General features: G+C 69.8%; 22 protein-coding genes. 9 read left to right on the top strand and 13 right to left on the bottom strand.

Annotated elements, in window-relative coordinates:
* Window positions 1-40: 40 nt before the first annotated feature.
* Window positions 41-1,738, bottom strand: a complete 1,698-nt coding sequence (locus SSMG_RS03115) for a glycerol-3-phosphate dehydrogenase/oxidase (RefSeq protein ID WP_286157019.1) — start codon at window positions 1,736-1,738, stop codon at window positions 41-43.
* A gap of 279 nt (window positions 1,739-2,017) precedes the next feature.
* Here SSMG_RS03115 and SSMG_RS03110 point away from each other — a divergent pair, with 279 nt between their 5' ends.
* Both SSMG_RS03110 and glpK read left to right on the top strand, forming a co-directional pair.
* On the top strand, window positions 2,018-2,767 hold the full coding sequence (locus SSMG_RS03110) for an MIP/aquaporin family protein (protein ID WP_037716505.1): 750 nt from the start codon (window positions 2,018-2,020) through the stop codon (window positions 2,765-2,767).
* Between the two features lie 22 nt (window positions 2,768-2,789).
* A complete protein-coding gene (gene glpK, locus SSMG_RS03105; protein ID WP_009072696.1) occupies window positions 2,790-4,298 on the top strand; it encodes a glycerol kinase GlpK in 1,509 nt (502 codons plus the stop codon).
* A gap of 822 nt (window positions 4,299-5,120) precedes the next feature.
* Here glpK and SSMG_RS03100 read toward each other — a convergent pair.
* From SSMG_RS03100 to SSMG_RS03080, 5 genes are all read right to left on the bottom strand, one after another.
* Window positions 5,121-5,918: a VOC family protein gene (locus tag SSMG_RS03100; protein WP_009072692.1), complete on the bottom strand. Its 798-nt coding sequence runs from the start codon at window positions 5,916-5,918 to the stop codon at window positions 5,121-5,123.
* Window positions 5,919-6,000: 82 nt separating this feature from the next.
* Window positions 6,001-6,585 carry a class F sortase gene (locus SSMG_RS03095; protein ID WP_009072690.1) on the bottom strand — a complete coding sequence of 195 codons (585 nt, stop codon included), beginning with the start codon at window positions 6,583-6,585 and terminating at the stop codon, window positions 6,001-6,003.
* A 58-nt stretch (window positions 6,586-6,643) separates the two neighbouring features.
* Complete coding sequence (locus SSMG_RS03090; RefSeq protein ID WP_037712384.1) at window positions 6,644-7,270, bottom strand: hypothetical protein; 627 nt, start codon at window positions 7,268-7,270, stop codon at window positions 6,644-6,646.
* A gap of 196 nt (window positions 7,271-7,466) precedes the next feature.
* Window positions 7,467-7,919, bottom strand: a complete 453-nt coding sequence (locus SSMG_RS03085) for a hypothetical protein (protein WP_009072686.1) — start codon at window positions 7,917-7,919, stop codon at window positions 7,467-7,469.
* Window positions 7,920-7,997: 78 nt separating this feature from the next.
* On the bottom strand, window positions 7,998-9,401 hold the full coding sequence (locus SSMG_RS03080; protein ID WP_009072684.1) for an NAD(P)H-quinone dehydrogenase: 1,404 nt from the start codon (window positions 9,399-9,401) through the stop codon (window positions 7,998-8,000).
* Between the two features lie 132 nt (window positions 9,402-9,533).
* On the opposite strand from SSMG_RS03080, the gene SSMG_RS03075 reads away from it, so the two are divergent.
* Window positions 9,534-9,986: a gamma-glutamylcyclotransferase gene (locus SSMG_RS03075; RefSeq protein ID WP_183124553.1), complete on the top strand. Its 453-nt coding sequence runs from the start codon at window positions 9,534-9,536 to the stop codon at window positions 9,984-9,986.
* A 607-nt stretch (window positions 9,987-10,593) separates the two neighbouring features.
* On the opposite strand, the gene SSMG_RS03070 is transcribed toward SSMG_RS03075, so the two are convergent.
* The 5 genes from SSMG_RS03070 to SSMG_RS03050 form a co-directional block, all read right to left on the bottom strand.
* Entirely contained in the window at window positions 10,594-11,880 is a 1,287-nt protein-coding gene (locus SSMG_RS03070; RefSeq protein ID WP_037712382.1) for an amidohydrolase, read from the bottom strand.
* 190 nt (window positions 11,881-12,070) lie between these two features.
* Entirely contained in the window at window positions 12,071-12,385 is a 315-nt protein-coding gene (locus tag SSMG_RS03065; protein WP_009072678.1) for a hypothetical protein, read from the bottom strand.
* A 175-nt stretch (window positions 12,386-12,560) separates the two neighbouring features.
* Window positions 12,561-13,553 carry a methylmalonyl Co-A mutase-associated GTPase MeaB gene (meaB, locus tag SSMG_RS03060; protein WP_037712379.1) on the bottom strand — a complete coding sequence of 331 codons (993 nt, stop codon included), beginning with the start codon at window positions 13,551-13,553 and terminating at the stop codon, window positions 12,561-12,563.
* Between the two features lie 3 nt (window positions 13,554-13,556).
* Complete coding sequence (gene scpA / locus SSMG_RS03055) at window positions 13,557-15,725, bottom strand: methylmalonyl-CoA mutase (protein WP_009072675.1); 2,169 nt, start codon at window positions 15,723-15,725, stop codon at window positions 13,557-13,559.
* A complete protein-coding gene (locus SSMG_RS03050; protein ID WP_199785776.1) occupies window positions 15,722-17,587 on the bottom strand; it encodes a methylmalonyl-CoA mutase family protein in 1,866 nt (621 codons plus the stop codon). Before SSMG_RS03050 ends, scpA begins: the two co-directional genes overlap by 4 nt.
* A 124-nt stretch (window positions 17,588-17,711) precedes the next feature.
* On the opposite strand from SSMG_RS03050, the gene SSMG_RS03045 reads away from it, so the two are divergent.
* Window positions 17,712-19,541 carry a serine/threonine-protein kinase gene (locus SSMG_RS03045; protein ID WP_100266694.1) on the top strand — a complete coding sequence of 610 codons (1,830 nt, stop codon included), beginning with the start codon at window positions 17,712-17,714 and terminating at the stop codon, window positions 19,539-19,541.
* 209 nt (window positions 19,542-19,750) lie between these two features.
* On the opposite strand, the gene SSMG_RS03040 is transcribed toward SSMG_RS03045, so the two are convergent.
* Window positions 19,751-20,371 (bottom strand): MerR family transcriptional regulator, encoded by a 621-nt coding sequence (locus SSMG_RS03040; RefSeq protein ID WP_050788385.1) that lies wholly within the window; start codon window positions 20,369-20,371, stop codon window positions 19,751-19,753.
* Between the two features lie 115 nt (window positions 20,372-20,486).
* On the opposite strand from SSMG_RS03040, the gene SSMG_RS03035 reads away from it, so the two are divergent.
* The 3 genes from SSMG_RS03035 to SSMG_RS03025 are packed head-to-tail and all read left to right on the top strand — an operon-like array spanning window position 20,487 to window position 22,674.
* Window positions 20,487-21,467, top strand: coding sequence for a hypothetical protein (locus SSMG_RS03035; protein ID WP_009072668.1), 981 nt, complete (start codon window positions 20,487-20,489; stop codon window positions 21,465-21,467).
* Window positions 21,464-21,892, top strand: a complete 429-nt coding sequence (locus tag SSMG_RS03030) for an ABA4-like family protein (protein ID WP_009072666.1) — start codon at window positions 21,464-21,466, stop codon at window positions 21,890-21,892. The genes SSMG_RS03035 and SSMG_RS03030 overlap by 4 nt, the downstream gene beginning before the upstream one ends.
* Window positions 21,889-22,674: a purine-nucleoside phosphorylase gene (locus SSMG_RS03025; protein WP_009072664.1), complete on the top strand. Its 786-nt coding sequence runs from the start codon at window positions 21,889-21,891 to the stop codon at window positions 22,672-22,674. Before SSMG_RS03030 ends, SSMG_RS03025 begins: the two co-directional genes overlap by 4 nt.
* Before the next feature lie 102 nt (window positions 22,675-22,776).
* Here SSMG_RS03025 and SSMG_RS03020 read toward each other — a convergent pair whose 3' ends face one another.
* Window positions 22,777-23,928, bottom strand: coding sequence for a glycosyltransferase (locus SSMG_RS03020; RefSeq protein ID WP_037716496.1), 1,152 nt, complete (start codon window positions 23,926-23,928; stop codon window positions 22,777-22,779).
* A 57-nt stretch (window positions 23,929-23,985) separates the two neighbouring features.
* Between SSMG_RS03020 and SSMG_RS03015 the strand changes: the two genes are divergently transcribed.
* Both SSMG_RS03015 and SSMG_RS03010 read left to right on the top strand, forming a co-directional pair.
* Complete coding sequence (locus SSMG_RS03015) at window positions 23,986-25,614, top strand: phospho-sugar mutase (RefSeq protein ID WP_037712377.1); 1,629 nt, start codon at window positions 23,986-23,988, stop codon at window positions 25,612-25,614.
* 10 nt (window positions 25,615-25,624) lie between these two features.
* Window positions 25,625-26,074: a flavodoxin family protein gene (locus tag SSMG_RS03010; RefSeq protein WP_009072659.1), complete on the top strand. Its 450-nt coding sequence runs from the start codon at window positions 25,625-25,627 to the stop codon at window positions 26,072-26,074.
* Window positions 26,075-26,485 lie beyond the last annotated feature (411 nt).

Here is a 26,485-nt window from a genome sequence, read left to right as displayed (position 1 = left end):
CCTGCCCCGGTCAACCGCGACAGGCACTCCCGAGCAACCCTCAGCTGACCGGCTCGATCAAGCCCGCCCGGGCCTCCGGAGCCGCCGCCCGCAGCGCGTCCGCCGATTCGTCGGTCGGCTGCAGTTGCGAATCCCGCTCCGCCTCGACCCGCGCCCGGTAGACCTCGACCTCGCGCTTGGTCGTGTCCTCCGACCAGCCCAGCACGCCGGCCACCAGCTGTGCGACCTGCTCCGCGCAGTCGATGCCGCGGTGGGCGTACTCGATGGAGATCCGCGTGCGCCGCGCGAGGACGTCCTCCAGGTGCAGCGCGCCCTCGTGGCTGGCCGCGTACACGACCTCGACGCCGAGGTAGTCCGGGGCCGATTCGATCGGCTTGAGCAGCTCCGGCCGGTCCGCCGCGAGCGCCAGCACCTCGTGCACCAGCGAGCCGTAGCGGTCGAGCAGGTGCCGCACGCGGTACGGGTGCAGCCCGTGCTCGGCGGCCAGGTGATCGGCCTGGTTGACCAGCGCGTGGTAGCCGTCCGCGCCGAGCAGCGGGACCTTGTCCGTGATCGACGACGGCGGACGGCCGGGCAGGTCGACCACCGCGGCGTCGACGGCGTCGGCCGCCATCACCCGGTACGTCGTGTACTTGCCTCCCGCGATCGCGACCAGACCCGGCGCGACCCGCGCGACCGCGTGCTCGCGCGACAGCTTCGACGTCTCTTCGCTTTCTCCGGCCAGCAGCGGCCGCAGACCCGCGTACACGCCTTCGATGTCGTCGTGCGTCAGCGGCGTCGCGAGCACCGAGTTCACGTGTTCGAGCAGGTAGTCGATGTCGTGCTTGGTGGCTGCCGGGTGGGCGAGGTCGAGGTTCCAGTCGGTGTCGGTGGTGCCGACGATCCAGTGGTTGCGCCACGGGATCACGAACAGCACCGATTTCTCGGTGCGCAGGATCATCCCGGACTCCGACACGATCCGGTCGCGCGGAACCACGATGTGCACGCCCTTGCTCGCGCGCACGCGGAACCGGCCGCGTCCGCCGGAGAGCCGCTGCAGTTCGTCGGTCCACACGCCGGTGCAGTTGACCACGGCGCCGGCGTGGATCTCGGTCTCGCGGCCGTCCTCGACGTCGCGCACGCGCACGCCGGAAATCCGGTCCGCCTCGCGCAGGAAGCCGACGACCTGGGTGGAGGTCCGGACCACCGCGCCGTAATGCGCGGCGGTGCGCGCGACGGTCATCGTGTGCCGGGCGTCGTCCGCCTGCGCGTCGTAGTACCGGATGCCGCCGATCAGCGCGGACCGCTTGAGCGCGGGGACCATTCGGAGGGCACCCGCGCGGGTGAGATGTTTCTGGCCCGGCACTGACCGGGCGCCGCCCATCGTGTCGTACATCAGCAGCCCGGCGGCGGTGTACGGACGCTCCCAGATCCGGTGCGTCAGCGGGTACAGGAAGCTCACCGGCTTCACCAGGTGCGGCGCGATTTTCGTCAGCATCAGCTCGCGCTCGTGCAGGGCCTCGCGCACCAGGCCGAATTCGAGCTGCTCGAGATACCGCAGCCCGCCGTGGAAGAGCTTGCTCGACCGGCTCGACGTGCCGGACGCCAGGTCGCGGGCCTCGACGAGGGCCACCCGCAGGCCGCGGGTCGCCGCGTCCAGCGCGGTGCCCGCGCCGACGACGCCGCCGCCGATCACGACCAGGTCGAAGGTCTCGTCGCCGAAGCGCCGCCAGGATTCCTCCCGGCCTGCCGGACCCAGCCGGGCCGGGTCGCTGCCGTTCTGCGGGTTCGTCACCACTCGTTCCTCCTCGTGCTCCACCTTCCCCAGCATCGCACGCTTGCGTGATCGTCTGCTGACCCCGAGGTGACACGTGTGGCGGAACCCATGACGATCATGGTCACATTGGTTCGCCCGGCTTATGGATTGCGCGCGTACGCGGCGGTAACGTGCCGCGGACTGGGGTCGGCGACGGGGCTGTGGCCGGACGTGCTCGGCCCTGCACAGTCTGTCCAGTGTGGAGGTGCGGAGAGCGTGAGTCTGAGTCCGATAGCGATCATCGTCTGGGAGACGCTGGGGACAGCAGTGCTCCTGTTGCTGGGCAACGGCGTCGTGGCCAACGTCGTGCTGCGCAAGAACAACGGCCATCAAGCGGGAACTCTGTTCATCACCTTCGGGTGGGCTTTCGGCGTGTTCGCCGGGGCCAGCCTCGCCGCGCCGACCGGCGCGCACCTCAACCCCGCGGTCACGCTCGGCCTGGCCATTTCGGGCAAGGTTTCGTGGGCGGACGTGCCGTTCTACCTGATCGGCGAAATGCTCGGCGCGATTATCGGCGCGGTGCTGTGCTGGCTGACCTACAAACTGCAGTTCGACGACCATCCGAATCCGGAGGAAACGCTGGGCATTTTCTCCACCGCCCCGCAGATCCGGAACAAGGCGTGGAACCTGGTGACCGAGATCATCGGCACCTTCGTGCTGGTCGGCTGGATCCTGCTGACGCCGGCGTTCAAGACCGCCGCCGACGGGACGCCGACCTTCGGTAACACCGCGCTCGGCTACGCCGGGGTGTCGTTCGTCGTGCTGGTGATCGGCATTTCGCTCGGCGGGCCGACCGGCTACGCCATCAACCCGGCCCGCGACCTCGGCCCGCGCCTCGCGTACGCGTTCCTGTTGCCGATCAAGGGCAAGCGCGACCCCGACTGGAACTACTCGTGGGTGCCGGTTCTCGGGCCGCTCGTCGGCGCGGCGCTGGCGGCACTGGTGTACCTGGCCGTGCACAACCTGACCTGATCCAGCTTTCCGGAGGAAATCCATGACTTCGTATGTCGCCGCGATCGACCAGGGCACCACGTCGACGCGTTGCATGATCTTCGACCACTCCGGCCGTGTCGTCGCGGTCGACCAGCGCGAGCACGAGCAGATCTTCCCGCAGGCGGGCTGGGTCGAGCACAATGCCGAGGAGATCTGGGAAAACACCCGCGCGGTCGCGGCGGGCGCGCTCGCCAAGGCCGACCTGCGGCCGACCGACATCGCCGCGGTGGGCATCACCAACCAGCGCGAAACGGCGCTCGTGTGGGACCGCAAGACCGGGAAGCCGGTGTACAACGCGATTGTCTGGCAGGACACCCGCACCGACAAGATCGCCACTGAGCTGGGTGCGCTCGGCGGCGGCCAGGAGCGCTACCGCGCGAAGACCGGTCTCCCGCTCGCGACGTATTTCTCCGGCCCGAAGATCAAGTGGATCCTCGACAACGTCGAGGGCGCGCGGGCCAGGGCCGAGGCGGGCGACCTGGTGTTCGGGAACATGGACACCTGGGTGCTGTGGAACATGACCGGCGGCACCGACGGCGGCGTGCACGTGACGGACCCGACGAACGCGTCGCGCACGCTGCTGATGGACCTCGACACCTTGAAGTGGGACGAGGACATCGCGGCGGAGATGGGGATTCCGCTGTCGATGCTGCCGGAGATCCGGTCGTCGTCGGAGGTGTACGGCAAGGTCCGTCCGCGCGGAGCCCTGGCGGAGGTGCCGATCGCGGGCATCCTGGGCGACCAGCAGGCGGCGACGTTCGGCCAGGCGTGCCTTTCGCCGGGCGAGGCCAAGAACACTTACGGCACCGGCAACTTCGTGCTGCTGAACACCGGCACGGAGAAGGTCCTGTCGGAGAACGGCCTGCTGACGACGGTCTGCTACAAGATCGGCTCGAACGACACGGTGTACGCCCTGGAGGGTTCGGTCGCGGTCACCGGTTCGCTGGTGCAGTGGCTGCGAGACAACCTGGGGTTGATTTCGTCGGCGGCCCAGATCGAGGAATTCGCCCGAACGGTCGACGACAACGGCGGCGCGTACTTCGTACCGGCGTTCTCGGGCCTGTTCGCGCCGTACTGGCGCTCGGATGCGCGAGGAGCGATCGTCGGCCTGACGCGGTTCGTGAACAAGGGCCACATCTCGCGGGCCGTGCTGGAGGCGACGGCGTTCCAGTCGCGAGAGGTGATCGACGCGATGAACGCCGACTCGGGTGTCCCGCTGAAGTCCCTGAAGGTCGACGGCGGGATGGTCGTGAACGAGCTGCTGATGCAGTTCCAGGCGGACATCCTGGGAGTGCCGGTGATCCGCCCGGTGGTGAACGAAACGACCGCCCTGGGCGCGGCATACGCGGCCGGGCTGGCGGTCGGGTTCTGGGAGTCGGAGGACGACATCCGGACCAACTGGGCGAAGGACAAGCAGTGGGACCCGTCGATGGACGAGTCCCGGCGGGAGAAGGAATACCGCAACTGGAAGAAGGCGGTGACGAAGACCTTCGACTGGGTGGAGGACTGATCCTCGGGTTAGTGCTGTCGAGCCTGGTGAGGGGAACTTCGAGGGACGGATTCTCTCGGGGTTCCCCTCACGGCTGTTCGGGTCGCGCTGACTTCGCCGCCGGTTCCGGGACGAAGGGGCATCGCGCAGCGCTGGGGCACCACCTCGGTTCGGCGGATACTGGTTTGGTCCGCTCTGCTCAACGGCGTGAACCAGCACGCATCGGCACTCACTGGGCCCTCCCTGCAGGACGGCACGACGCAACACCGGCTCGGCTTCGCGGGCCCGCTGCAACATCGGCGCACTCAGCTCACTACCGCACAGCACCACCGAGCACGGGCTCGACTAACCCCATCGTCACGCCCGACCGAGAACGGTCCGCTCAGCGCAACACGGCGCGAACCAGCACGAAGCGGCACTCGCGCGGCCCACCCGCTGCAGGGCGCGACGCAACACCAGCCCGGCTCGGCCTAACGGCACCGCTGCAAGTCGGCGTGCACAGCTCACCGCCGCACCGCACCGCCAGGCACGGGCTCGATCAAGCCCATCACCCGCCCGGCAACGCACGGCCCGACGCCGCCAGCCCGACCGAGATCAGCCTGCACAGCTCAGCCTGAAGCCATGCCCGGCGACCTACAGCCCGGCCAAGATCAGCCTGCGCAGCTCAGCACCGCACGGCCATGTGGTCCAGCTCGGCTCGGCAGCACGTCCGGCCCGCCACCTCACCGCTCAACGCTCAGCACGCTCAGCGCTCGGCACGGCAACACCTCCGGCCTGCCACAGCACCGATCAGCCAGCTCCCCCGGCCAATCCCGCGAAGCTCGAATCATCCCCTCCCCAGCCTCACCCCCACCCGTCCTGGGTGCCGGACTGTGCATTCGGCGCCATCAGCGAGAACCCCGCCCCCTGGTCGTCCACCGCGACCACCATGCGGCCGTGTGGGGTGTCCACCGGCGGGCTCACCACTGTCCCGCCCAGTTGTCCGATTCGGGCGGCTGACTCGTCCGCGTCCGCGGTCCAGAAGTACGTCACCCAGCCGGGCGAGGCGGAGCTGTCCGCGGACAACTCGCCGAGGCCGCCGACCGGGCGGCCGTCGACGTCCAAGGTCGCGTAGGTGAAGCCTGGCCCGGACATGTCCCCGAAGCCGTATCCGAACACATCGCCGTAGAACTGCTTGGCCGCGCCGAAATCCCGGGTCATGCATTCGTTCCACGCGGGTGCCCCGGGCGTCAGGGTGGCCTGCGTGCCGGAGTGTCGTCCCGGTTGCCACAGGCCGAACGTGGCTCCGGTCGGGTCCGTCGCGATGGCCATCCGGCCTTCGGTCAGGACGTCCATCGGCGGCGCGACGACCTGGCCGCCCGCCTCGGCGATCGCGGCTACGGCTTTGTCCACATCGGACACTGACAGGTACGTCGTCCACATCGGCGGCATGCCCGCCTGCTCCGGCGGGATCTGGCCGATGCCCGCCACCGGTTTGCCCGCGATCTGCGCCATTCCGTAATAGCCGGTCTCCGGGCCGCCGGATTCGACCGTCCAGCCGAGCAGCGACTCGTAGAACGTGACCGCCTTGTCGCGGTCAGGCACCATCAAGTCGCCCCAGCACGGTGTGCCCTCGGGCCACGGTTCTGTCCTGGTGATCATGCGTGCCTCCCAGAATTGTGCCAACCGCCACAGTGTCGCACCGGGGACCGACAAAAACGGGGCGTCTTGTTCAACCGCGAGGTCAGCGCGCGCCGTTCACCAGATGGGCGTACACGATGATGTTGTCCACATAGCTGTGCTCGGACCGGTCGAAGGCACCGCCGCAGGTGATCAAGCGCAGTTCCGGGTCCGAAGTGTCCCCGTAGACCGCGTCGGTCGGGAAGGCGTCCTTGGGCACCTGGTCCACTTTGGTCACCTGGAAGTGCGCGGTGGTGCCGTCGCGGCGGGCGATGTCGACGTCGTCTCCCGGTTTCATTTCCTTGAGCCGGTAGAAGATCCCTTTTTGCTTGTTTCCGTCCACGTGCCCGAGCACGACCGCGGGGCCGATCTCCCCGGGGGTCGGGCCGTTTTCGTACCACCCGGCCTGCAATGGCTTGCTGACCGGCGGAACCTGCACCGAATTGTCGGGATTGAGGCCGAGCGGCACCAAAGTGGAATGCGCGTCGATGCGCGGGATGTCCAGCGACACCGGCTCCGATTTCGGCAGGGCGGCCGACGAAGCGGACGCAGCGCCGGCAACAGGCGCCGCGGTCGTCGAACCGGCCGAACATCCGGCCGCCAGCACGGCGAGCGCGACGGACGCCGCCGCGAGTGTCTTCCTGATCATCTTTCCCCCGATCCGCCTGGGTCTGGCCGCCCGAACCCGGCCAGGCCCAGGAGACTAGTCAGCCGCGCCGACGACGCGCCGCCACGAGCCCGGTGCCGCCGAGGGCGAGCACGCCCATCGCGCCGGCCGCGATCGGCAGGCCGAGGTTCGACTGGTCGTCCGCGACCGGGCCGTCCGTGCCGCCGGTCTGCGGCGCGCCGGACGGGACCTTGCTGACCTGCTTGGGCGCAGGCGCAGGCGTCGGCTTCGGGGCGGGCTTCGCGCCCAGCACGGTGAACTTCGTGGCGAGGTCAGCGCTGCCGCAGGAGAACGAAACCGGATACGCCCCGGGCTTCACCCCGCTGCGCACAGTCGCGGCGCCCTGCGAGATCGGGGCCTTCGACGGGTCGTTCTGCGCGCCGACCGGGTGCAGCTTGCCGAACTGCAACGCCGCCGACTTGAGGTTCTTGATCTCCGAGGCCTCACAGCCGATGCGCACCGTGACGCGGTCCCCCGCGTGGCCCGAGGACGGCAGCACCCGGATGAACGCCTTGGGCACGCCGGCGTTGTCGTCCGAATCCGGCCCAGCGGGCGAGGAGGACGGGGCGGCAGTGCTCGGCGCGCTGGGCGACTCGGCGGCGAAAGCCGGTGCGGCCGAAAGCATTCCGGCGGCGACCAGGGCGGAGAAAACAACGGTACGCTTCATGACGCTCCCCTTGCTGAAAATGCGATTCCCGCCGCAGGAAAACAGCGGCGAATCCGCGCCCAGCCGACAGTTCCCCCTGCGGCCCGGGCGTTTTCGTTCCGACACCCACCAAGACGTCTCCGCCCGCCGCGGGGTTGCCCGGGGAACGAAAAAACCGCCGGAAACGATTTTCCGGCGGTTTTCGAAGCGGGGGCGATCAGCTGGCGAGGCTCCCGTCGCCCGCTTTCGCCGCGCCCTGGGGCACCCGCGAAACCTGCGCGGCGGGCACGGTGAACGTCGCGTCGTATTGCTTCCCGCCACAGGTGACGGTGAGCGGATAGCTGCCGGGTTTCGTGCCCGGCACCAGGTTCGCGTGCGCGCTCATCGTGGCCTTCACGCCGACCATCTCGCCGTAGAAATACTGCGAGAACTGCAGCGCGGGCGAACTGAACGCCGCCGTGCCCGCCTTGGCTCCCGGGCAGTAAGCGAACGCCACGTTCGGGTCCGAGCCGCGCTGGTAGGCGTTCACCTGGCCGTGCAGCACCGCGGTGTCCTGGTTCAGCTGCACCGTCACCGGATCGGCGGCCGGACCGTCCGCCGCCATCGCCGGGACCGCGGTCCCGCCCAGTCCGATCGCCGCCGCCACCGCGAAAATCGCGCTCTTGCGCACCCTCGTTCCTTCCCCGTGCTACCCGTCTTCACCCCGCAAGACGCGGGGTGCCGCACGGGGTTGCCCGGACGCGGGAAATCAGTCCAGATCGTCGTGCCGCATGAGCTGACGGCCCGCTTCGGTGATCGATCCGGACAGCGACGGGTACACAGAGAACGTCAGCGCCAGGTGGTCCACCGTCAGCTGGTTCTGCACGGCCAGCGCGATCGGCAGGATCAGCTCGCTCGCCGACGGCGCGACCACCACGCCGCCGACCACCACGCCGGTGGCGGGGCGGCAGAACAGCTTCACGAAACCGCGGCGCAGGCCTTCCATCTTCGCGCGCGCGTTGGTGGCCAGCGGCAGCATGATCGTGCGCGCGGGCACCTCGCCGGAATCGATCGCCTGCTGGCTGATCCCGACGGTCGCGATTTCCGGGTGGGTGAACACGTTCGCCGCGACGGTCTTGAGCTTGATCGGCGCGACCCCCTCGCCCAGCGCGTGCCACATCGCGATGCGGCCCTGCATGCTCGCCACGGACGCGAGCATCAGCACGCCCGTGCAGTCGCCCGCCGCGTACACGCCGGGAACGCTCGTGCGCGACACCCGGTCCACCGCGATGAAACCGCCGGGGCCGGGCTCGATGCCGACGCGGTCGAGGCCGATGTCGGCGGTGTTCGGGATGGACCCGACGGTCATCAGCGCGTGGCTTGCCTCGATCACGCGACCGTCGGCCAGGTGAACTTCGACGCCCTTCTCGGTGCGCTCGACGCGTTCCGCACGGGCCTGCTTGGCCACCGTGGTGCCGCGCTGGGTGAAGACCTCTTCGAGCACCGCGGCCGCGTCCGCGTCCTCGTGCGGCAGCACGCGGTCGCGGCTCGACACGACGGTGACCTTCACGCCCATCTCGGTGTACGCGGAGGCGAACTCGGCGCCGGTGACGCCCGATCCGATCACCGCGAGGTGCTCGGGCAGTTCGGTGAGGTCGTACAGCTGCCGCCAGTCCAGGATCCGCTCGCCGTCCGGGACCGCGCCGGGCAGCACGCGCGGGGTGGCTCCGGTGGCGATCAGCACGACGTCCGCGGACAGCGATTCCACTTTCCCGTCCGAGTGCGTGACTTCCACCGTGTGGGTGGCCAGACCGGGCTCGTCGTCGGCGAACCGGGCTTCGGCGGTGATCACGCGCACGCCCTCGCGCTGCACGCGGGCGCGGATGTCGGCCGACTGCGCGAGCGCGAGGCCTTTCACCCGCCCGTGGACAGTCGGCAGGTCGACGGTGGTGTCCGCGAGATCGGTGTTGATGCCCAGCTCGCCGAGGTCGTGCATCTTCGCGAGCGCGCCGGACGAGGCGATGAACGTCTTCGAGGGCACGCAGTCGTAGAGGACACAGGCGCCGCCCAGGCCGTCCCGCTCGACGATCGTCACGTCGGCGCCGTGCTGCGCCGCGACCAAGGCGGCTTCGTAGCCCGCCGGGCCGCCACCCATGATCACGATCCTGGTCACCTGGGTCCTCCTATGTCACACGTGCTTGGCGGTGGCTCTGACCCTACGCGGCGAACCTGACCGGCAAGCGAAGTGCCCGGACACGGCATGTGCATCCCGGCGCGGCGGAGAGAGGTCGCTAGGCTGTGCCGCGTGCCGTTGTATGCCGCTTACGGATCCAACATGGAGCCCGCCCAGATGCTGGAGCGCGCCCCGCACTCGCCCATGGCGGGCACCGGCTGGCTGGAAGGCTGGCGGCTGACCTTCGGCGGCGAGGACATCGGGTGGGAAGGCGCGCTGGCCACCATCGTCGAGGACCCGTCGTCGCGGGTGTTCGTGGTGCTGTACGACGTGACCGCGCTCGACGAGGAACGGCTCGACCGCTGGGAAGGCGGCGAGCTGGGGATGCACACGAAGATCCGGCTGCGGGTCCAGACGATGGACGGCTCGGTGCTGGCCTGGCTGTACGTCCTGGACGCCTACGAGGGCGGCCTGCCCTCGGCGCGGTATCTCGGGGTGCTGGCGGACGCCGCGGAGGCGGCCGGGGCCCCGGCGGACTACGTGGACGATCTGCGCACCCGGCCGTGCACCGGGATCAGCGGCTGACGCTCACTGTCTTAACTGTCCGTGAAGGGCTCCTTGCGGGAATCTGATTCCCTCAAGGAGCCCTTCACGGACTTTCAGCCATTCGCTGGACGAACGACCGCGGCCGCTTCGACCTCGCCGCGGGCTGTCCGGAACGCTCTTTTCCGGAGTCATCCACACCCGCGGTAGCAGAGGGCCGAAAGTTGTCCCCAACGGTGTCGCCCTGTGGATAACTCCGTGCGACCGGGCCGTCCGCGGCCTCGCAGCACAGCCGCCCAATACCACACGGCAGAGGCTCACTCACACGGGCATCCGCCACCGCAGAGCGCAGGAAAAATAGCAGTCCGTCACCAAATATGACGGCAGAAATCAGGTCAGCGCAGCACCGCGAGCAGCCTCGGATTCCGCCAAAGCCGTTGCCGCACAACACGAAATCCACCGAAGGCAACCGACGGACCACCGGCCCACCCGGGTAGTGCAAAAGTCCGAAATTACTCTCGGTGAACGGGCCAGAGCAGTGGCTTTGGCGGTCTAGACCACAGTGGGTAATTCCCCGCTGACACCCCCGCACGAGGGGTACCTCTCACCCGCCTGAGTTATCCACATAGGCGCGATCCCTGTGGATAACTCAGGCCAGCGAGGCCAGTGCGGTGTGCACCAAAGTGCGGACTCCGACGAGCAGCGCACGCTCGTCGAGGACGAACGTCGGACGGTGGATGTCGGCCTGCGGAGCGGGCGGACCGGACCACACGCCGAGCCGGGCGAAGGCCCCGCCGACGTGCTCCAGATACCAGCCGAAGTCCTCGCCGCCGGACGACTGTTCCGTCCCGGCGAGCCCCGCTTCGCCGACCGCCGCCTCGACCCCGGCGCGCATCAGCGCGGTCGACTCCGCGTCGGAGACGACGGGCGGCACCCCGCGCCGGTAGTCCAGCGAGAAGCCGACGCCGGTCGGGGCCAGCAGCGATTCCACCGACGACGCGACGAGCGGCTCCAGCGCCTTCCACACCTCGTGGTCGGCCGTCCGCAGCGTGCCGCGCAGGACGCCGTCCTGCGGGACCGCGTTCGCGGCCTGTCCGGCGTGCACCGCGCCCCACACCAGCACCGTGCCGGAGCGCGGGTCGACGCGCCGGGACAGCACCGACGGCAGCGACGTAATGACCGTGCCGAGCGCGTACACCAGGTCCGCGGTGAGATGCGGCCGCGAGGTGTGCCCGCCGGGCGAGGTGAGGCGCAGTTCGATCAGGTCGGCGGCGGACGTCAGCGCGCCGACCCGGGTGCCGACCTTGCCCGCTTCGAGCCGCGGGTCGCAGTGCAGGCCGTAGATCCGCTCGACGCCCTCCAGCGCTCCCGCGGCGATCATGTCCAGCGCGCCGCCGGGCATGACCTCCTCCGCGGGCTGGAAGATCAGCCGCACGCGGCCGGGCAGCTCGGGCGCGCCGGCGAGCGCGCGGCCGGCGCCGAGCAGGATCGCGGTGTGCGCGTCGTGGCCGCACATGTGCGCCGCGCCCTCGGTGGTGGAGGAGTACGGCAGGCCGGTGTCCTCGGTCAGCGGCAGCGCGTCGATGTCCGCGCGCAGCGCCACGCAGCGCTCGCCCTTGCCGATGTCGCACACCACGCCGGTGCCGCCGGGCAGCACCCACGGCTTGAGCCCGACCCGGCGCAGCAGCGAGACGATCAGCTCGGTCGTCGCGAACTCGTCGCGCGACAGCTCGGGGTGGGCATGGATGTGCCGCCGCCACGCGAGCACGTCGGTCGCGTTCGCGCGCAGCCAGTCGTCCAGCCAGAACGGGCCGCGGCCCGCGCCAAGGTCTTCCACCGGAGCCATGCTGACGCCGACGTCCGTCAGCAGCGCGCCGGGCGCCGCGATCGGGTTGTGGTCACCTGGAACGTCCGGCCGTGAATCCAGCACCGTCACGCCGCACCTCCTCCTGCAACACGAGCGCAGGGGAACACGCAACGTGCCGATCGATCTGTCTTACGCATTGCAGTCGATCGTGCACCATGCAGGTGGCAAGCGGCGGTGCGCTGCGCTTCGACCAAGACGGCCGGTAGAAGATCTGCGGCGAACGGCTGATGAAGTTCGGCGTGGGTGAACGCCGGAAAGCTCAGCCGCCTTGGGCCTTGCGGCGCTTGATGCGGTGACGGCGGCCGAAGTACACGATGGCGAGCAGCACCACCGCGGCCCCGCCGGCGACGAGGTTCTTCTTCGTCTTGTCGGCGTTGGCCTTGTCGGTCTGCGACGGGTCCAGCACCGGTCCCGGCTGGACCTGGCGGTGCGCGTTCACCTGCGTGATCGCCGTCTCAGCCGACGCGGAGACCGAGGCCGGAGCCGGGGTCGCCGCGGAAGCCGCCGCCGGCAGCACCCCGGTGAGCAGCACGCCGAGCAGACCGGCCAGCAGCAGTCCCCGCACCTTCGCCATGACTTCCCTTCTACGCCGTCCCCGTGCATTGTGCCCGCCGAAGCGCGGACGCGTCAGCCGCCACGCGGTGGAGCCGGGTCCGCTCGCCTCGTGCTGACGACCGCCGGGCGCAGCAAGCCCCGGATACGGTCAAAAGGCACTTGCGCGCACGGCGGTTTTTCTTCTTGGACGACGTTCAAGAAGAGGGTTCCGCGAACGCGTCCAAGATCCGCTGCGCGGCCAGCGTGGCGGTGAGTTCCCCGTCGCGCACCGCCCGTTCCACGTCGGCGACCTGCGCGCGGACGGCCGGATGCGCGGTGAGCCGGTCGAGCAGCTGCTCGCGGACCATCGACCACGTCCAGTCGACCTGCTGCCGTTTGCGCCGCTCGCCAAGATCACCCGATTCGGTGAGCACCTCGCGGTGCCTCCCGATCGCCGCCCACACCTCGTCGAGTCCGCTGCCTTCGAGTCCGCTGCACGTGAGCACCGGCGGCGTCCACAGCGCGTCCTTGCCGTAGATCATCCGCAGCGCGCCCTGCAGCTCGCGCGCGGCACGTTTGGCGTCGCGTTCGTGCGGACCGTCGGCCTTGTTCACGGCGATCACGTCGGCGAGTTCCAGCACGCCCTTTTTGATGCCCTGCAACTGGTCGCCGGTGCGCGCGAGGGTCAGGAAGAGGAAGCAGTCGACCATGTTCGCCACGGTCACCTCGGACTGTCCGACCCCGACCGTCTCCACCAGCACGACGTCGAAGCCGGCCGCTTCCATCAGCACGATCGTCTCGCGCGTCGCGCGGGCGACGCCGCCGAGCGTGCCGGACGTCGGCGACGGCCGGATGAACGCCTTCGGGTCGACCGCCAGCCGCGCCATCCGGGTCTTGTCGCCGAGGATCGAACCGCCGGTGCGGGTCGACGACGGGTCGACGGCCAGCACCGCGACCCGGTGCCCGGCCGAGGTGAGGTCGGTGCCGAGCTGATCGATAAATGTCGACTTGCCGACTCCGGGCACGCCGGTGATGCCGACGCGTTTCGCCCCGCCCGCGTGCGGGAGCAGTTCGACCAGCAGCTCCTGCGCTTGCCGCCGGTGGTCCTCGCGATGCGATTCGACCAGCGTGATGGCCTTGGACAGGGTTCCCCGGTCGCCCGCGAGCACGCCCTTGGCGTATTCGCCGACGTCGATCCGCCGCGGCAAGGTTCAGGACTCCTGCGCGGCCAGCTGCTGGAGCAGGTCGATCGCGGCGTCCGCGAGCACCGTGCCCGGGCCGAAGATCGCCGCCGCACCCGCTTCGCGCAGTTCGGGGTAGTCCTGCGGCGGGATCACGCCGCCGACCACGACCATGATGTCCTCGCGGCCCAGCTCGGCCAGTTCGTGGCGCAGCGCGGGCACCAGCGACAGGTGCCCGGCGGCCAGCGAGGACACGCCGATCACGTGCACGTCGGCTTCCGACGCCTGGCGCGCGACCTCGGCCGGGGTAGAGAACAGCGGGCCGACGTCGACGTCGAAGCCGAGGTCGGCGAAGCCGGTGGCGATCACCTTCTGGCCGCGGTCGTGGCCGTCCTGGCCCATCTTCGCGACGAGGATCCGCGGGCGGCGGCCTTCCTCCTCGGCGAATTTATCGACCAGCTCGCGTGCCTTCTCGACGTTGTCCGACTTCCCCACCTCTTCCCGGTACACGCCGGAGATCGTGCGGATCTGGCCGGAGTGGCGGCCCCAGTTCTTTTCCAGGGCGTCGGAGATCTCGCCGACGGTGGCCTTCGCGCGCGCGGCGTTGATGGCCAGCTCGAGCAGGTTGCCGTTGTTCTGCGCGCCTTCGGTGAGGCGGCGCAGTGCGTCCTCGGTGGCCTGCGGGTCGCGTTCTTCGCGCAGCCGACGCAGCTTCTCCAGCTGCTGTGCGCGTACGCCCGCGTTGTCGACCTTCAGCACGTCGATCTGTTCGTCGTCGGTGACCTGGTACTTGTTCACGCCGATGACCGGCTGTCGTCCCGAGTCGATGCGCGCCTGCGTACGCGCAGCTGCCTCTTCGATGCGCAGCTTCGGGATGCCTTCATCGATCGCGCGCGCCATGCCGCCCGCGCCCTCGACTTCGGTGATGTGGCCCCACGCCTTGCGCGCGAGGTCGTAGGTGAGCTTCTCGACAAACGCGCTGCCGCCCCACGGGTCGATGACGCGCGTGGTGCCGGATTCCTGCTGCAGCAACAGCTGTGTGTTGCGCGCGATCCGTGCGGAGAAGTCGGTGGGCAGTGCGAGCGCTTCGTCGAGAGCGTTGGTGTGCAACGACTGCGTGTGCCCCTGGGTGGCTGCCATCGCCTCGACGCACGTACGCGTGACGTTGTTGAAGACGTCCTGCGCGGTGAGAGACCAGCCGGACGTCTGAGAGTGCGTACGCAGCGACAGCGACTTCTGCGACTTCGGGTCGAACTGCTTCACCAGCTTCGCCCACAGGAGGCGCGCCGCGCGGAGCTTCGCCACCTCCATGAAGAAGTTCATGCCGATGGCCCAGAAGAACGACAGCCGCGGCGCGAACTTGTCGACGTCCAGCCCGGCCTCGACGCCCGCGCGGATGTACTCGACGCCGTCCGCGAGCGTGTACGCCAGCTCCAGGTCGGCAGTCGCTCCGGCCTCCTGCATGTGGTAGCCGGAGATGGAGATCGAGTTGTACTTCGGCATGTGCTGCGAGGTGTAGGCGAAGATGTCGGAGATGATCCGCATCGACGGCTGCGGCGGGTAGATGTAGGTGTTGCGGACCATGAACTCCTTGAGGATGTCGTTCTGGATGGTCCCCGCGAGCTGCTCCGGCTTCACCCCCTGCTCCTCGGCCGCGACGACGTACAGCGCGAGCACCGGCAGCACCGCGCCGTTCATCGTCATCGAGACGGACATCTTGTCGAGCGGGATGCCGTCGAACAGCTGGCGCATGTCGTAGATCGAGTCGATCGCCACGCCGGCCATGCCGACGTCGCCGGACACACGCGGGTGGTCGGAGTCGTAGCCGCGGTGCGTGGCGAGGTCGAACGCGACCGACAGGCCCTTCTGCCCGGCCGCGAGGTTGCGGCGGTAGAAGGCGTTCGACTCCTGCGCGGTGGAGAACCCGGCGTACTGGCGGATCGTCCACGGCTGGTTGACGTACATCGTCGGGTACGGCCCGCGCAGGTACGGCGCGATGCCCGGGTACGTGCCGAGGAAGTCCACATCGGACAGATCGGCGGCGGTGTAGACCGGCTTCACGCCGATGCCCTCGGGCGTTTCCCAGGCCAGCGCGTCCGGACCCTTGCCAGTGGCGTCCTGCACGGCCTGTGCCCACGCCGCGCGGTCGCCCGGTTCCGGCGTGCCGAGCGGGATGTCGGCGAAATTCGGGATGCTCATGCGGAGACTCCCAGCTGTGCGTGGAGGCTGGTCAGGATTTCGAGCGCGTCGCACCCGGCGTACAGATTGCCGCTGATTCCGTCGTAGGTTCCCTTGCCCGCCAACAGCACGCTGTCCGCGCCGAGCGAAGCCGCGACGGATGCGGCCTGTTCCTCGTACGCGGCGTCAGTGCCGCAGACGCAGGCGATCTTCGCGCCGCTCTCGCGGAACGCGCCGGGCAGGTCGTCGGTCGCGCCGGGGTTCACCGCCTCGATGCCGCCCGCCTGCAGCAGGTTCGTCGCGAAGGACGCGCGAGCGGTGTGCGCGGCGACCGGCCCCAGCGTGGCCAGGAAAACCTTCGGCCGCTCGCCGTGCTCGGCGAGGTAGGCGTCGGACGCGTCGCGCAGCTTCTCGTACTCCTCGGCGTACCGGTGCCGCGGCAGGCCGCCGTCCACAGTGGACGGAAGCGGGTCGCGCACGACCGGCTTTTCCTCCAGGTTCGGGAACTCGCTGACGCCGGTGAGCGGGTCGCGCCGGGTGGCGAGGCGGCTCGCGCGCTTCTCCCAGGTCCGCGCCAGCCGTCCGGCCAGCGCGCCGGAGGCCAGTTCGGCCTCGATGCCGCCCGCCGCCTCGATCGCGGTGAACTCGCGCCACGCGGCTTCGGCGAGTTCGCCGGTGAGCTTCTCGACGTACCAGGAGCCGCCCGCCGGGTCGATCACGCTGCCCAGCTTCGACTCTTCGATGAGGATCGCGTTGGTGTTGCGGGCGATCCGCGAGGAAAACGCGTCCGGCAGGCCGATCGCCGCGTCGAACGGCAGCACGGTGACCGCGTCCGCGCCGCCGACCCCGGCCGCGAAGCAGGCGACGGTGGTGCGCAGCATGTTCACCCACGGGTCGCGCTGGGTGAACATCGACGGCGACGTGACCGCGTGCTGGTGCATCCCGCGCGCTTCCGCGGCCACCCCGGAGACCTCGAGGACGCGGTCCCACAGCCGGCGCGCGGCACGGAATTTGGCGATGGTCAGGAACTGGTCCGCGGTCGCGGCGAGCCGGAACTCGATCTGCGCGGCCGCCGCGGCGACGTCCAGGCCCGCCTCGGTGAGCGCACGCAGATAAGCGACGCCCGCCGCGATCGTCGCGCCGAGTTCCTGTGCGTCCGAGCCGCCTGCCTCGTGAAACGGCAGCCCGTCGGCGACGATCGTGCGGACCTTGGGGTACTTGGGGGCAACCTTCGCGGCCAATGCGGCGGCCGGACCGAGCGGCAGCGCCTGTCCGGTGCGCGCCGAGGCGCCGAGCGGATCCGCGCCGAGCGTGCCGACGGCTTCGCTGGCCGGGACCTCGCGTTCGGCGAAGAGGTCGAGAAGCGCCTGAGCAGCGGTTTCGTACTCCGCGCCGGCGTCGAGGACGATCGGCGCGAGGCCGACGTACACCTCGTTCAGCGCGTCCGCGAGCGCGGAGATCGGGAGCGAACCCTCGCCGAGCCGCAGCCAGACCGAGGACGCGCCGCCTTCGAGGTCGGCGAGGATCGCCGCGTTCGCCGCGCGGGCGTCTTCGCGCTGGTGCCGGACCCGGATGTCCCACCCGGTGCCGACGACGCCTTCCGGCCGGGAGCCGCGCACGAACGGCGGGAGCCCCGGGAAGCCGAGGTCGCCGCCCGCGTCGTCGGCGGTGTACAGCGGCTGGATCTCGATGCCGTCGTAGGTGCGGGAGACGAGCTTGCTCTCCGGCGCACCCGCGAAATCCTCGGGCAGTCTGCCGCTCTTGCGCAGCACTCCCGCCACCAGCTCCTGCCACTGGGCGCGGTCCGCGGTGGGGAACTCCGCCGCGAGCGCGAGCCGGGGCTCGGAGGTCGGCGCCGACTCCGGACCAGCCACGTTCGTCATAACCTGTGATGGTAGAGGCAGGCCACCACCCGCACCTGTGACTCTGCTCGCCCCCCGTACGGGTGAACTCAGGGGTAGCGGTGCTGGGTCGAAGACTGACGGCGGGGTGGGCCACAATCATGGGGTGCCCTCGGAGAGCAGCGACCTGGACCAGCCCGGCAACACCGACAGCACCGGCTCCGCGAACGCCGAGCCGTCGACCGGCGGCGACCAGCCGCGGGTAGTCGCCGGACGCTACCGGCTGCGGTCGGTTCTGGGGTCGGGGTCGATGGGCACGGTCTGGTCGGCCTACGACGAGTTCCTGCACCGCCCGGTCGCGGTCAAGGAGATGAAGGTGCCGCCGGGCATTCCCGCGGAGCAGGCGGACGAACTCCGCGAGCGCACGCTCCGCGAGGCCCGCGCGATCGCCGTCCTGTCGCACCCGAACGTCATCACGCTGCACGACGTCGCCCGCGAAAACGACGCCCCGTTCGTCGTGATGGAGCTGCTGCCGTCGCGAAGCCTCGCGCACCTGCTGCGCGACCACGGCCCGCTGACTGTCGAGCAGGCCGCCGCGGTCGGCATCGCGGTCGCCGCCGCCCTCGAAGCAGCCCACGACGCAGGCATCACGCACCGCGACGTCAAACCGGGCAATGTCCTGGTCGCAAGTGACGGCCGGATCAAGCTGACCGACTTCGGCATCGCCCGCAACGTCTCCGAAGCCACCATGACAAGAACCGGCATCATGCTCGGTTCGCCCGCGTACATCTCGCCGGAGGTCGCGTCCGGCGGTGCGGTCACCCCGAGCGCCGACCTGTGGGGCCTCGGCGCGACGCTCTTCGCGGCGGTGGAAGGCGCACCCCCGTACGACGCGGACGGCGACCCGCTGGAAACCGTCGGCAAGGTCGTGAACGGCAAGGTCCCGCGCCCGAAGCCGGGCCCGCTGGCCGACGTCATCACCGCGCTGATGAAGAAGGAGCCGGAAAAGCGGATCTCCCTGCGCGAGGTCCGCCACCGGTTGTATCCGAAGCAGACCAAGGCCACCGTGGACCTGTTCGGCCCAGAACTGTTCCGCACGCCAGACGGCAAGAAAACGGCCGCCCACCTGGACGCCACCGACACCCAGGTGATCAAGACGGTCGCCCCGAAGCCGGACTCGCCGGAGCAACCCGCCGCCCTCGCCGCGGACCCCGGCCCGCTGCCGTTCATGCGCTCGGGAAACACCGGCTCCTACCGCCCCGCTCCCGCCCTGCCGCCTCCGCCGCCGCTGCCTGCCCCGCTGCCGCCGCCACCCCCACGCCGCAGCACCAAAGCGACGGCCCTGCTGGCAGTGGCCTCCATGGTCCTGTTCGCCCTGGCCTGCGGCGGCGGTTTCGCACTGGCCCGGGTAGTGAGCGGCCAGAACCTGCTGCCGCCGCAAGCCCCGGAATCCGGAGTACTGGCCACCGTCGGCACAGTCGGCGGCTCGTCGCAGCCCCTGAAACTGGTCCCGCAACACGCGAACGCAAGCTCAACGGCAAACGTCACGCGCGACAGCGAATACACCCTCTCGGTGCCAGAAGGATGGCAACGCTTCATCGCCTCGAGGAAATCCACGTACGGCACCTCAACGGTAGTCCAGTACATCTCCCCGGACGGCCGCCAATCCCTGCGCCTGGAACGAATCCCGAACTTCTACGAAAAGTATTCCCTGGGCGACGCACTGAGCGCACTGCGCTCCTCAGGTTCCCAGGATTCATTCACCTTCGCCCGCGGCCCCGCACAAACCCCCAACGGCACCGAAGTCATGTTCCGCGCAGTAGAACGAGCGCAAAGCAACGCCAGCGCAATAACCCGAGCAACCTTCGCGCTGCTCAAGCAATCAGACAACACCTTGTGGCTACTGTCCCTGACAGCCCCCGCAGAACAAGAAGACACCGCATCAACAACCTTCAGCCAAATAGCACCAACTCTGTCTTTTCCAGCAACTTCATAAAAACCGCCACCGACGCACCCAAACAGCGAGGCACCCAGCCCCTCCCCCACCCCCGATACGAAGCCTCCCTGCGGTCTGGGGGTGCTTGTCAAGGCATCTTTCCCGCCTTGACAAGCACCCCCAGACCGTCAGCACAATAAAAATTCGGGGTGCCCCGCGCAACCCCAGACTGCAATGTCGCCCGCCAGGGCGACGAGCAGCCCACGAACTCACCCCACCGAATACCGCCGCGCAGTCTCCGCAGCCTGAGCCAACCTCCGCAACCCCTCAAACAACCGATCCCCCAATACAGTCCCCACCACCGCCGCCTCGACAATCCGATCCATAGACCCCACGGCGTCCAAAGTATCCAAATCAGCCCCAGCAATCCGATCAGCCAATTCCGCATACCGCTCCAGCTGATCCAGCAATGCCTGATGCCCCAACCCCCGAATCGCGCAAACCGTCCCCACCAGCGATTCCACCGCCGGATCACCCGCCCCGAACTTCCAGCCGCGCTCCCGGGCAATGGGCCCCAGCAACCCCACGGCCCACTCCCGGTCCTCGCCGGAAACCTCCACCGCGACCCCGGTCAACGCCCTCTGCATCACCCCCAGAACGTCGTAAGCGACCTGATCGGAATCCACCGCCGCGACCACCTCCCGCACGGTGGCCACCGAGAGCCCGCCGACGTCCACCAACGCCCGGATCAGCCGCAACCGCCGCACGTGCTCCTCGCCGTAGCGGGCCTGATTGGGACTGGTCCGCTCCCCGGCCGGAAGCAACCCCTCCCGCAGGTAGTACTTGATCGTCGCCACCGGAATCCCGGACTCGGCGCTCAGTTCAGCCATCCGCACCCGCACGACCCTACTTCCGGACTTCCGGGAAAAACCCTGAGGACCTCTCAGGATGGATAGTTTAACTTTCCAAAGTGGAGAGCAGCACTATCCATCCTGGGAGGACCTCATGACCAGCACCGTCGACCCACCCGCGACGACGTTGCCCACCGCACGGATGCGCACCTGGCACCGTCCGTCGCTGTGGTTCGCCGCCGCGATGGCCGTCGCGACCGTGCTGACCGTCGCGGCGATGCTGATCGACCAGCGGACCCTGCTCGGCGCTCCGGTGTGGGCGAAACCGTTCAAGTTCGCCGTGTCCGGCGCGCTGTACTACTTCACCTGGAGCTGGCTCGTCTCGCTGCTGCGCGGACGGTTGCGCAAGGTCGCGAGCGTCGCCACGACCGTCTCCGTCGTGCTGTTCGCCGGCGAATACGCGGCGATCGTGTTCCAAGCGGCCCGCGCCCGGCCGAGCCACTTCGCGAACACGTCGCCGTTCGACTCCGCCCTGTTCCAGGCCATGGGCATGATGGTGGCCGGAATCTGGCTCGCCACCCTCGTGGGCACCGTGGTGCTCATGTTCACCCGGATCGAGGACCGCCCGGTGTACTGGGCGGTGCGCACCAGCGCGGTCGTCGCGCTGATCGGCGCCGGGCTCGGCGCGACCATGACCCGGCCGACCCCGATCGAACGGGCCGCGATCGAGGCCACCGGCCATTCCGACCTCATCGGCGCGCACAGCGTCGGCGTCGCGGACGGCGGCCCCGGTCTGCCGCTGCTCGGCTGGAGCACCACCGGCGGCGACCTGCGCATCGCGCACTTCGTCGGCCTGCACGCCCTGCAGGCGTTGCCGCTCTTGGCGTTCGGGCTGGCGGTGCTCGCGACGCGGCTGCCCCGGCTGCGCGAGAGCGCGGTGCGCGTGCGGCTGGTGTGGACGGGTTCGGTCGGCTATGCGGGTCTCGTCGGCCTGCTCCTGTGGCAGGCCGAACGCGGCGAACCGCTCATCCACCCGAGCGGCACGACGCTGGCCGCCGCCGGACTGCTCGTCGGCGTCCTCGCGGCGGCCGCCGCGGCGTCGGTGCTGGTGCCGGTCCGGAAGGCGGTCCGGTGAGCGACCTCACCGTCTTCGCCTGGACGTTCCCGGTCGCGGTTCCGTTCTGGGCGCTGATGATCTTCCTGCCCGGCTGGCGCGGCACCCGCCGGATCCTGGCCTCGCCGTGGGTGCCGCTGCTGCCGCTGGTCTGGTACTTCGTGCTGGCGATCCCGCATTTCGGCGAACTGTGGCACGCCATGCAACGGCCGGATCTCGGGGTGCTGCAAGGGTTTCTGAGCAGTTCGTACGGGGCGGCGCTGGTCTGGGCGCACCTGATCGCGTTCGACCTGTTCATCGCGCGCTGGATGTTCTTCGAGGCGCGCACGCACCGGATCCCGTGGTGGGTGCTCAGCCCGCTGCTCCTGCTGACGATCTTCCTGTCGCCGTTCGGCCTGGTCGCGTTCCTCGTCGTGCGCAGCGCCCGGATACGCTCGGCGGCATGAGCAACCTGGAGGAGGCGGCCGCGGCCGTCATCGCCGAGCGCACCGGCGTCGAGAAGCACGACATCGCCGTGGTGCTGGGTTCGGGCTGGCGTCCGGCCGCGGACGTGATCGGAACCGCCGACGCGGAGATCCCGTTCGGCGAGCTGCCGGGCTTCACCCCGCCCGGAGCCGTCGGCCACGGCGGCACGGTGCGGTCGTTGCGGGTCGGCGACAAGCGCGCGCTGGTCCTGCTCGGCCGTACGCATTTCTACGAGGGCAAGGGCATCGAGCCGGTCGTGCAGAACGTGCGCACGGCCGCGGCGGCGGGCGCACGGACGGTGCTGCTCACCAACGCGGCGGGCGGGCTGCGCGCGGGCATGAACGTGGGGCAGCCGGTGCTGATCGCCGACCACCTCAACCTGACCGCGCGCTCCCCGATCGTCGGCGCGAACTTCGTCGACCTGACCGACCTCTACGCGAAGCGGCTGCGCGACCTGGCGCGGGAGATCGACGATTCGCTGGAGGAGGGCGTGTACGCGGGCCTGCCCGGGCCGCACTTCGAGACGCCCGCCGAGATCCGGATGCTGCGCAACATGGGCGCGGACCTGGTCGGGATGTCGACCGTGCTGGAGGCGATCGCCGCCCGCGCGGCCGGGCTCGAGGTGTTCGGGCTCTCGCTGGTCACCAACCTGGCCGCGGGCATGACCGGCCAGCCGCTCAACCACGAGGAAGTCCTCGAAGCCGGACGGCAGTCGGCGACGCGGATGGGCTCGCTGCTGAAGGAACTCGTCGCCCGCGCGTGAGTTTCGGCTAGCGCCCCAATGCCACATTGGGTGCATCCCACGCACCCAATGTGGCGTTCGGTGCGTTGAGCGCACCCAATGCCACATTGGGGCGCAAGCGGCTCAGGTGTACTGCGGCAGCTGCGCGGCCACTTCCTCCGGCGAGGGCATCCCCGAGACCTCCTCGGCCAGCCGACGCACCGCCTCCGCCACCGTGTGGTCGGCCAGCAATCGTCCGGCTGACTCGCGGACCGCGTCCGTCGTCAGTTCGTCGCCGACCAGTTTCGCGCCCGCACCGGCTTCGACCACCGCGTCCGCGTTGGTGAACTGGTCCGCGCCCTGCGGCAGCACCAGCTGCGGCACCCCCGCGCTGAATGCGCCGAGCGTCGTCCCGCTGCCGCCGTGATGCACCACCAGATCGACGTGCGGCAGCAGTTCCGACTGCGGCACCCACGCCTCCAGCCGCACATTCGACGGCACCTCGCCGAGCGCCGCGACGTCAACGGCCGGGCCGGTGGCCACCAGCACGTCCACGTCGAGTGCGGCCAGTCCCTGCAACGCCGAGGTCAGCAGGTGTGCCTGGCTGGCTCCGGTGGTGCCGAGCGTCAGGTACGCGAGCGGGCGGCTCCGGTCGCGGCCTTCGATGCCGGACGGCAGCTCGCCCGGTTCGCTCCAGCCGACCGGGCGCAGCGGCACGCGCCGGGCCTCGGCGAGGAACTCCGGTGCCTGCACCGACGGCGGGCAGATGTCCACGAACGGGTGGCCCCAGAACGACTTGTTGCTGCCGTCGAGGCCGACCTCGGCGGCGAACGCGTCGATCCGCTCGATGATGTGGCCCATCGGGCCGTCGGAGGAAACCCGGCCGAATCCGTGTGCGACCGCGGGAATCCCGGCCTGATGCGCGGCGAAAGCCCCGCCCGGGTTGCCCATTTCGTACACCACCAGGTCCGGTTTCCACTCCGCGAGAACCGGGGCGAGGTCGGTCATGAACCGGGTGGGCAGCAGGTGTCCGAAGGCTTTGCCGATCGCCTCGTTCAGCTCCTCCTGCGGGACCTCGTAGCGGCTGCGGGTGTCTCCGGCGAAGACCTGGCCGAACGCCTCCTGCAGCGTCAGCCCGGCGGCGGCGGGTTCGAGCCCGGCCTTCTCGAGAGTCGGGTGAAAATCGGACGCGGTCGCGAAAACCACCTCGTGTCCCGCGTCGCGCGCGGCGGAGGCGAGCGGCAGCAACGGATAGACGTGTCCGTAAGACGCGAGGGAAGTGAAAAGTATGCGCACCACCCGAGCGTATCGTCAGCCACCACCGGGTTTCCGGATCCGCGTAAGCTGGCCCGGGTGTCCGACAGCCTCGATTCCCGCCTCCGCGATTCCGTCTACCGCTGGATCACCGACGACCCGGATCCCGCGTCGCGCGAGGAACTGACCGCCGCCCTCGCCCGCGCGATGGGCAAGGAGCCCGGCGCGCTCGAGGAGATCGCCGACCGGATGGCCGGGCCGCTGGAGTTCGGGACCGCGGGTCTGCGCGGGCCGGTGCGCGCGGGGCCGAACGGGATGAACGTCGCGGTCGTCACGCGCACCACCGCGGGCGTCGCCGCGTGGCTCGCCGCGCAGGGGCACGCGGGCGGCGTGGTCGTGATCGGCCGCGACGCGCGGCACGGTTCGGAAGCGTTCGCCACCGCGGCGGCTGAGGTGCTGACCGCTGCCGGGTTCGCGGTGAAGGTGCTGCCGCAGCCGTTGCCGACGCCGTTGCTGGCCTTCTCGGTGCTGCACTACAGCGCGGTCGCCGGAATCCAGATCACCGCGTCGCACAACCCGCCCGCGGACAACGGGTACAAGCTGTACGACGCCACCGGCGGACAGATCGTGCCGCCGTCAGACGGCGAAATCGAGCGCGCGATCCAGTCGGCCCCGGCCGCCCGGAGCATTCCGCGGACGCCCGGAGCCGAGGTCGTCGACCCGCGCGAGGCGTACCTGTCCGCGGTCGGCGCGCTGCCGCGAGGCACGACGCGCGAGCTGCGGATCGCCGCGACGGCGCTGCACGGCGTCGGCGCGGAGACGTTGCAGGCCGCGCTGGCCCGCGCCGGATTCACTGACGTGCACCTGGTTTCCGCCCAGTCCGAACCAGACGCCGACTTCCCCACCGTCTCGTTCCCGAACCCCGAGGAACCCGGCGCGACCGACCTCCTGCTGGCGCTGGCGTCCGAAGTGGACGCTGACCTCGCGGTGGCGCTCGACCCCGACGCCGACCGGTGCGCGCTCGGCGTCCGCGGCCCGGACGGCTGGCGGATGCTGCGCGGCGACGAAACCGGCGTCCTGCTCGGCTCGCATCTTCTGTCCACAACGGACAATCCGGATCCGTTGGTGGCCACCACGATCGTGTCCTCGTCGCTGCTCGGCGAAGTGGCGAAGGAAAAGGGCGCGCGCTACGCGGAAACGCTCACCGGGTTCAAATGGCTGGTTCGCGCGGGCGAGGGCTTGGTGTTCGCGTACGAGGAGGCGCTCGGCCTCTGCGTGAACCCGAGCTTTGTCCGCGACAAGGACGGCATCGCCGCCGCGGTCGCGGGCGCGGACCTGGCCGCCACGCTCAAGGCCGAAGGCCGCACGCTGCTGGACGTCCTCGACGACATCGCGACCCGGCACGGCGTGCACCTGACCGATCAAGTGTCGTTGCGGGTCACCGACCTTTCCGTGCGCGGACGGCTCATGGCCGCGTTGCGCTCGGACCCGCCCGCCACGCTCGGCGGGGTGCCGGTAACGCTCGAAGACCTCCTGCCGGATGCCGACGTGCTCCGGCTGAGCGGCGACGGCGTGCGGGTCGTGGTGCGGCCGTCCGGCACGGAGCCGAAACTGAAGGCGTATCTGCAAGTGGTGGCTCCGGTGACCGGCGAACTCGCCGACGCGCGCCGCGACGCGACGGAAGTGCTCGACGCGGTTCGCGAGGAGATCACCGCGCTGCTGCGCTGACGGGAGAACCATGCCAACGTTGCTCATCGTGCACCACACGCCGTCGCCGTCGATGCAGGCGATGTTCGAGGCCGCGCTCGCCGGCGCGAAACATCCGGACATCGAAGGCGTCGACGTCGTCCGCCGTCCCGCGCTCGGCGCGACGGTGGCCGACGTGCTCGCCGCGGACGGCTATCTCCTGGGCACGCCGGCGAACCTCGGCAGCATGAGCGGTGCGTTGAAGCACTTCTTCGACACCGTGTACTACCCGTGCCTGGACGCGACGAAAGGCCGCCCGTTCGGGGCGTACGTGCACGGCAACAACGACACGTCCGGGACCGTGCGGCAACTCGACGCGATCACGACCGGGCTCGGCTGGACCCGGGTGGCCGAGCCCGTGCTCGTGACGGGCGAGCCGGACAAGGCGGCGTTGGAAGCGGTGACCGAACTCGGCGGGACGCTCGCCGCGACGCTCATGTGAGCAGCGCCCTCGAGAGAACGCGAAAGCCTTTCCAGGAAAAGTAAAGAGGCCTGTCACCGGAAGCCCTGGGGGTCGACCTCCGGCAACAGGCCAGATCGAGGGTTCGCAACGAAGGCGATCAACCTCGACTACGCAAGGGTACTACAAAGAACGGATCATGACGACCCCGCAATGACAACCAAGCGTGCTCGGTTCAACCCCGAGGGCGCCGACCAGGCCCGGGAAACCCGGGAAACCTGGATTCCGCACCGTTCGCGTCCCAGTCAGCGGATCACTCGCGCCCCGTCCGGACCAACGTGCCGCCCCACTACTGTCCACTGTGGACCGACAGGTGCGACGGCCGATTCACCGGCGGCCCACTGCGGTGGGTGACGAAACCGCACTTTGTTCGCCACTCGGCGAATAAAGAAG

The organism is Streptomyces sp. AA4 (assembly GCF_000158875.1).
In the GTDB taxonomy this organism is placed as follows: domain Bacteria; phylum Actinomycetota; class Actinomycetes; order Mycobacteriales; family Pseudonocardiaceae; genus Amycolatopsis.
Note: the sequence above shows the minus strand (reverse complement) of the source record. Positions and strands in the feature narration are given on the sequence as shown.

Coding starts and splice junctions, on each gene's coding strand:
- SSMG_RS03025 (WP_009072664.1), top strand. CDS start 21,889: ATGAGCAACCTGGAGGAGGCGGCCGCGGCCGTCATCGCCGAGCGCACC.
- SSMG_RS03040 (WP_050788385.1), bottom strand. CDS start 20,371: ATGGCTGAACTGAGCGCCGAGTCCGGGATTCCGGTGGCGACGATCAAG.
- SSMG_RS03035 (WP_009072668.1), top strand. CDS start 20,487: ATGACCAGCACCGTCGACCCACCCGCGACGACGTTGCCCACCGCACGG.
- SSMG_RS03065 (WP_009072678.1), bottom strand. CDS start 12,385: ATGGCGAAGGTGCGGGGACTGCTGCTGGCCGGTCTGCTCGGCGTGCTG.
- SSMG_RS03050 (WP_199785776.1), bottom strand. CDS start 17,587: ATGACGAACGTGGCTGGTCCGGAGTCGGCGCCGACCTCCGAGCCCCGG.
- SSMG_RS03095 (WP_009072690.1), bottom strand. CDS start 6,585: ATGATCAGGAAGACACTCGCGGCGGCGTCCGTCGCGCTCGCCGTGCTG.
- SSMG_RS03100 (WP_009072692.1), bottom strand. CDS start 5,918: ATGATCACCAGGACAGAACCGTGGCCCGAGGGCACACCGTGCTGGGGC.
- glpK (WP_009072696.1), top strand. CDS start 2,790: ATGACTTCGTATGTCGCCGCGATCGACCAGGGCACCACGTCGACGCGT.
- SSMG_RS03090 (WP_037712384.1), bottom strand. CDS start 7,270: ATGAAGCGTACCGTTGTTTTCTCCGCCCTGGTCGCCGCCGGAATGCTT.
- SSMG_RS03010 (WP_009072659.1), top strand. CDS start 25,625: ATGCCAACGTTGCTCATCGTGCACCACACGCCGTCGCCGTCGATGCAG.
- scpA (WP_009072675.1), bottom strand. CDS start 15,725: ATGAGCATCCCGAATTTCGCCGACATCCCGCTCGGCACGCCGGAACCG.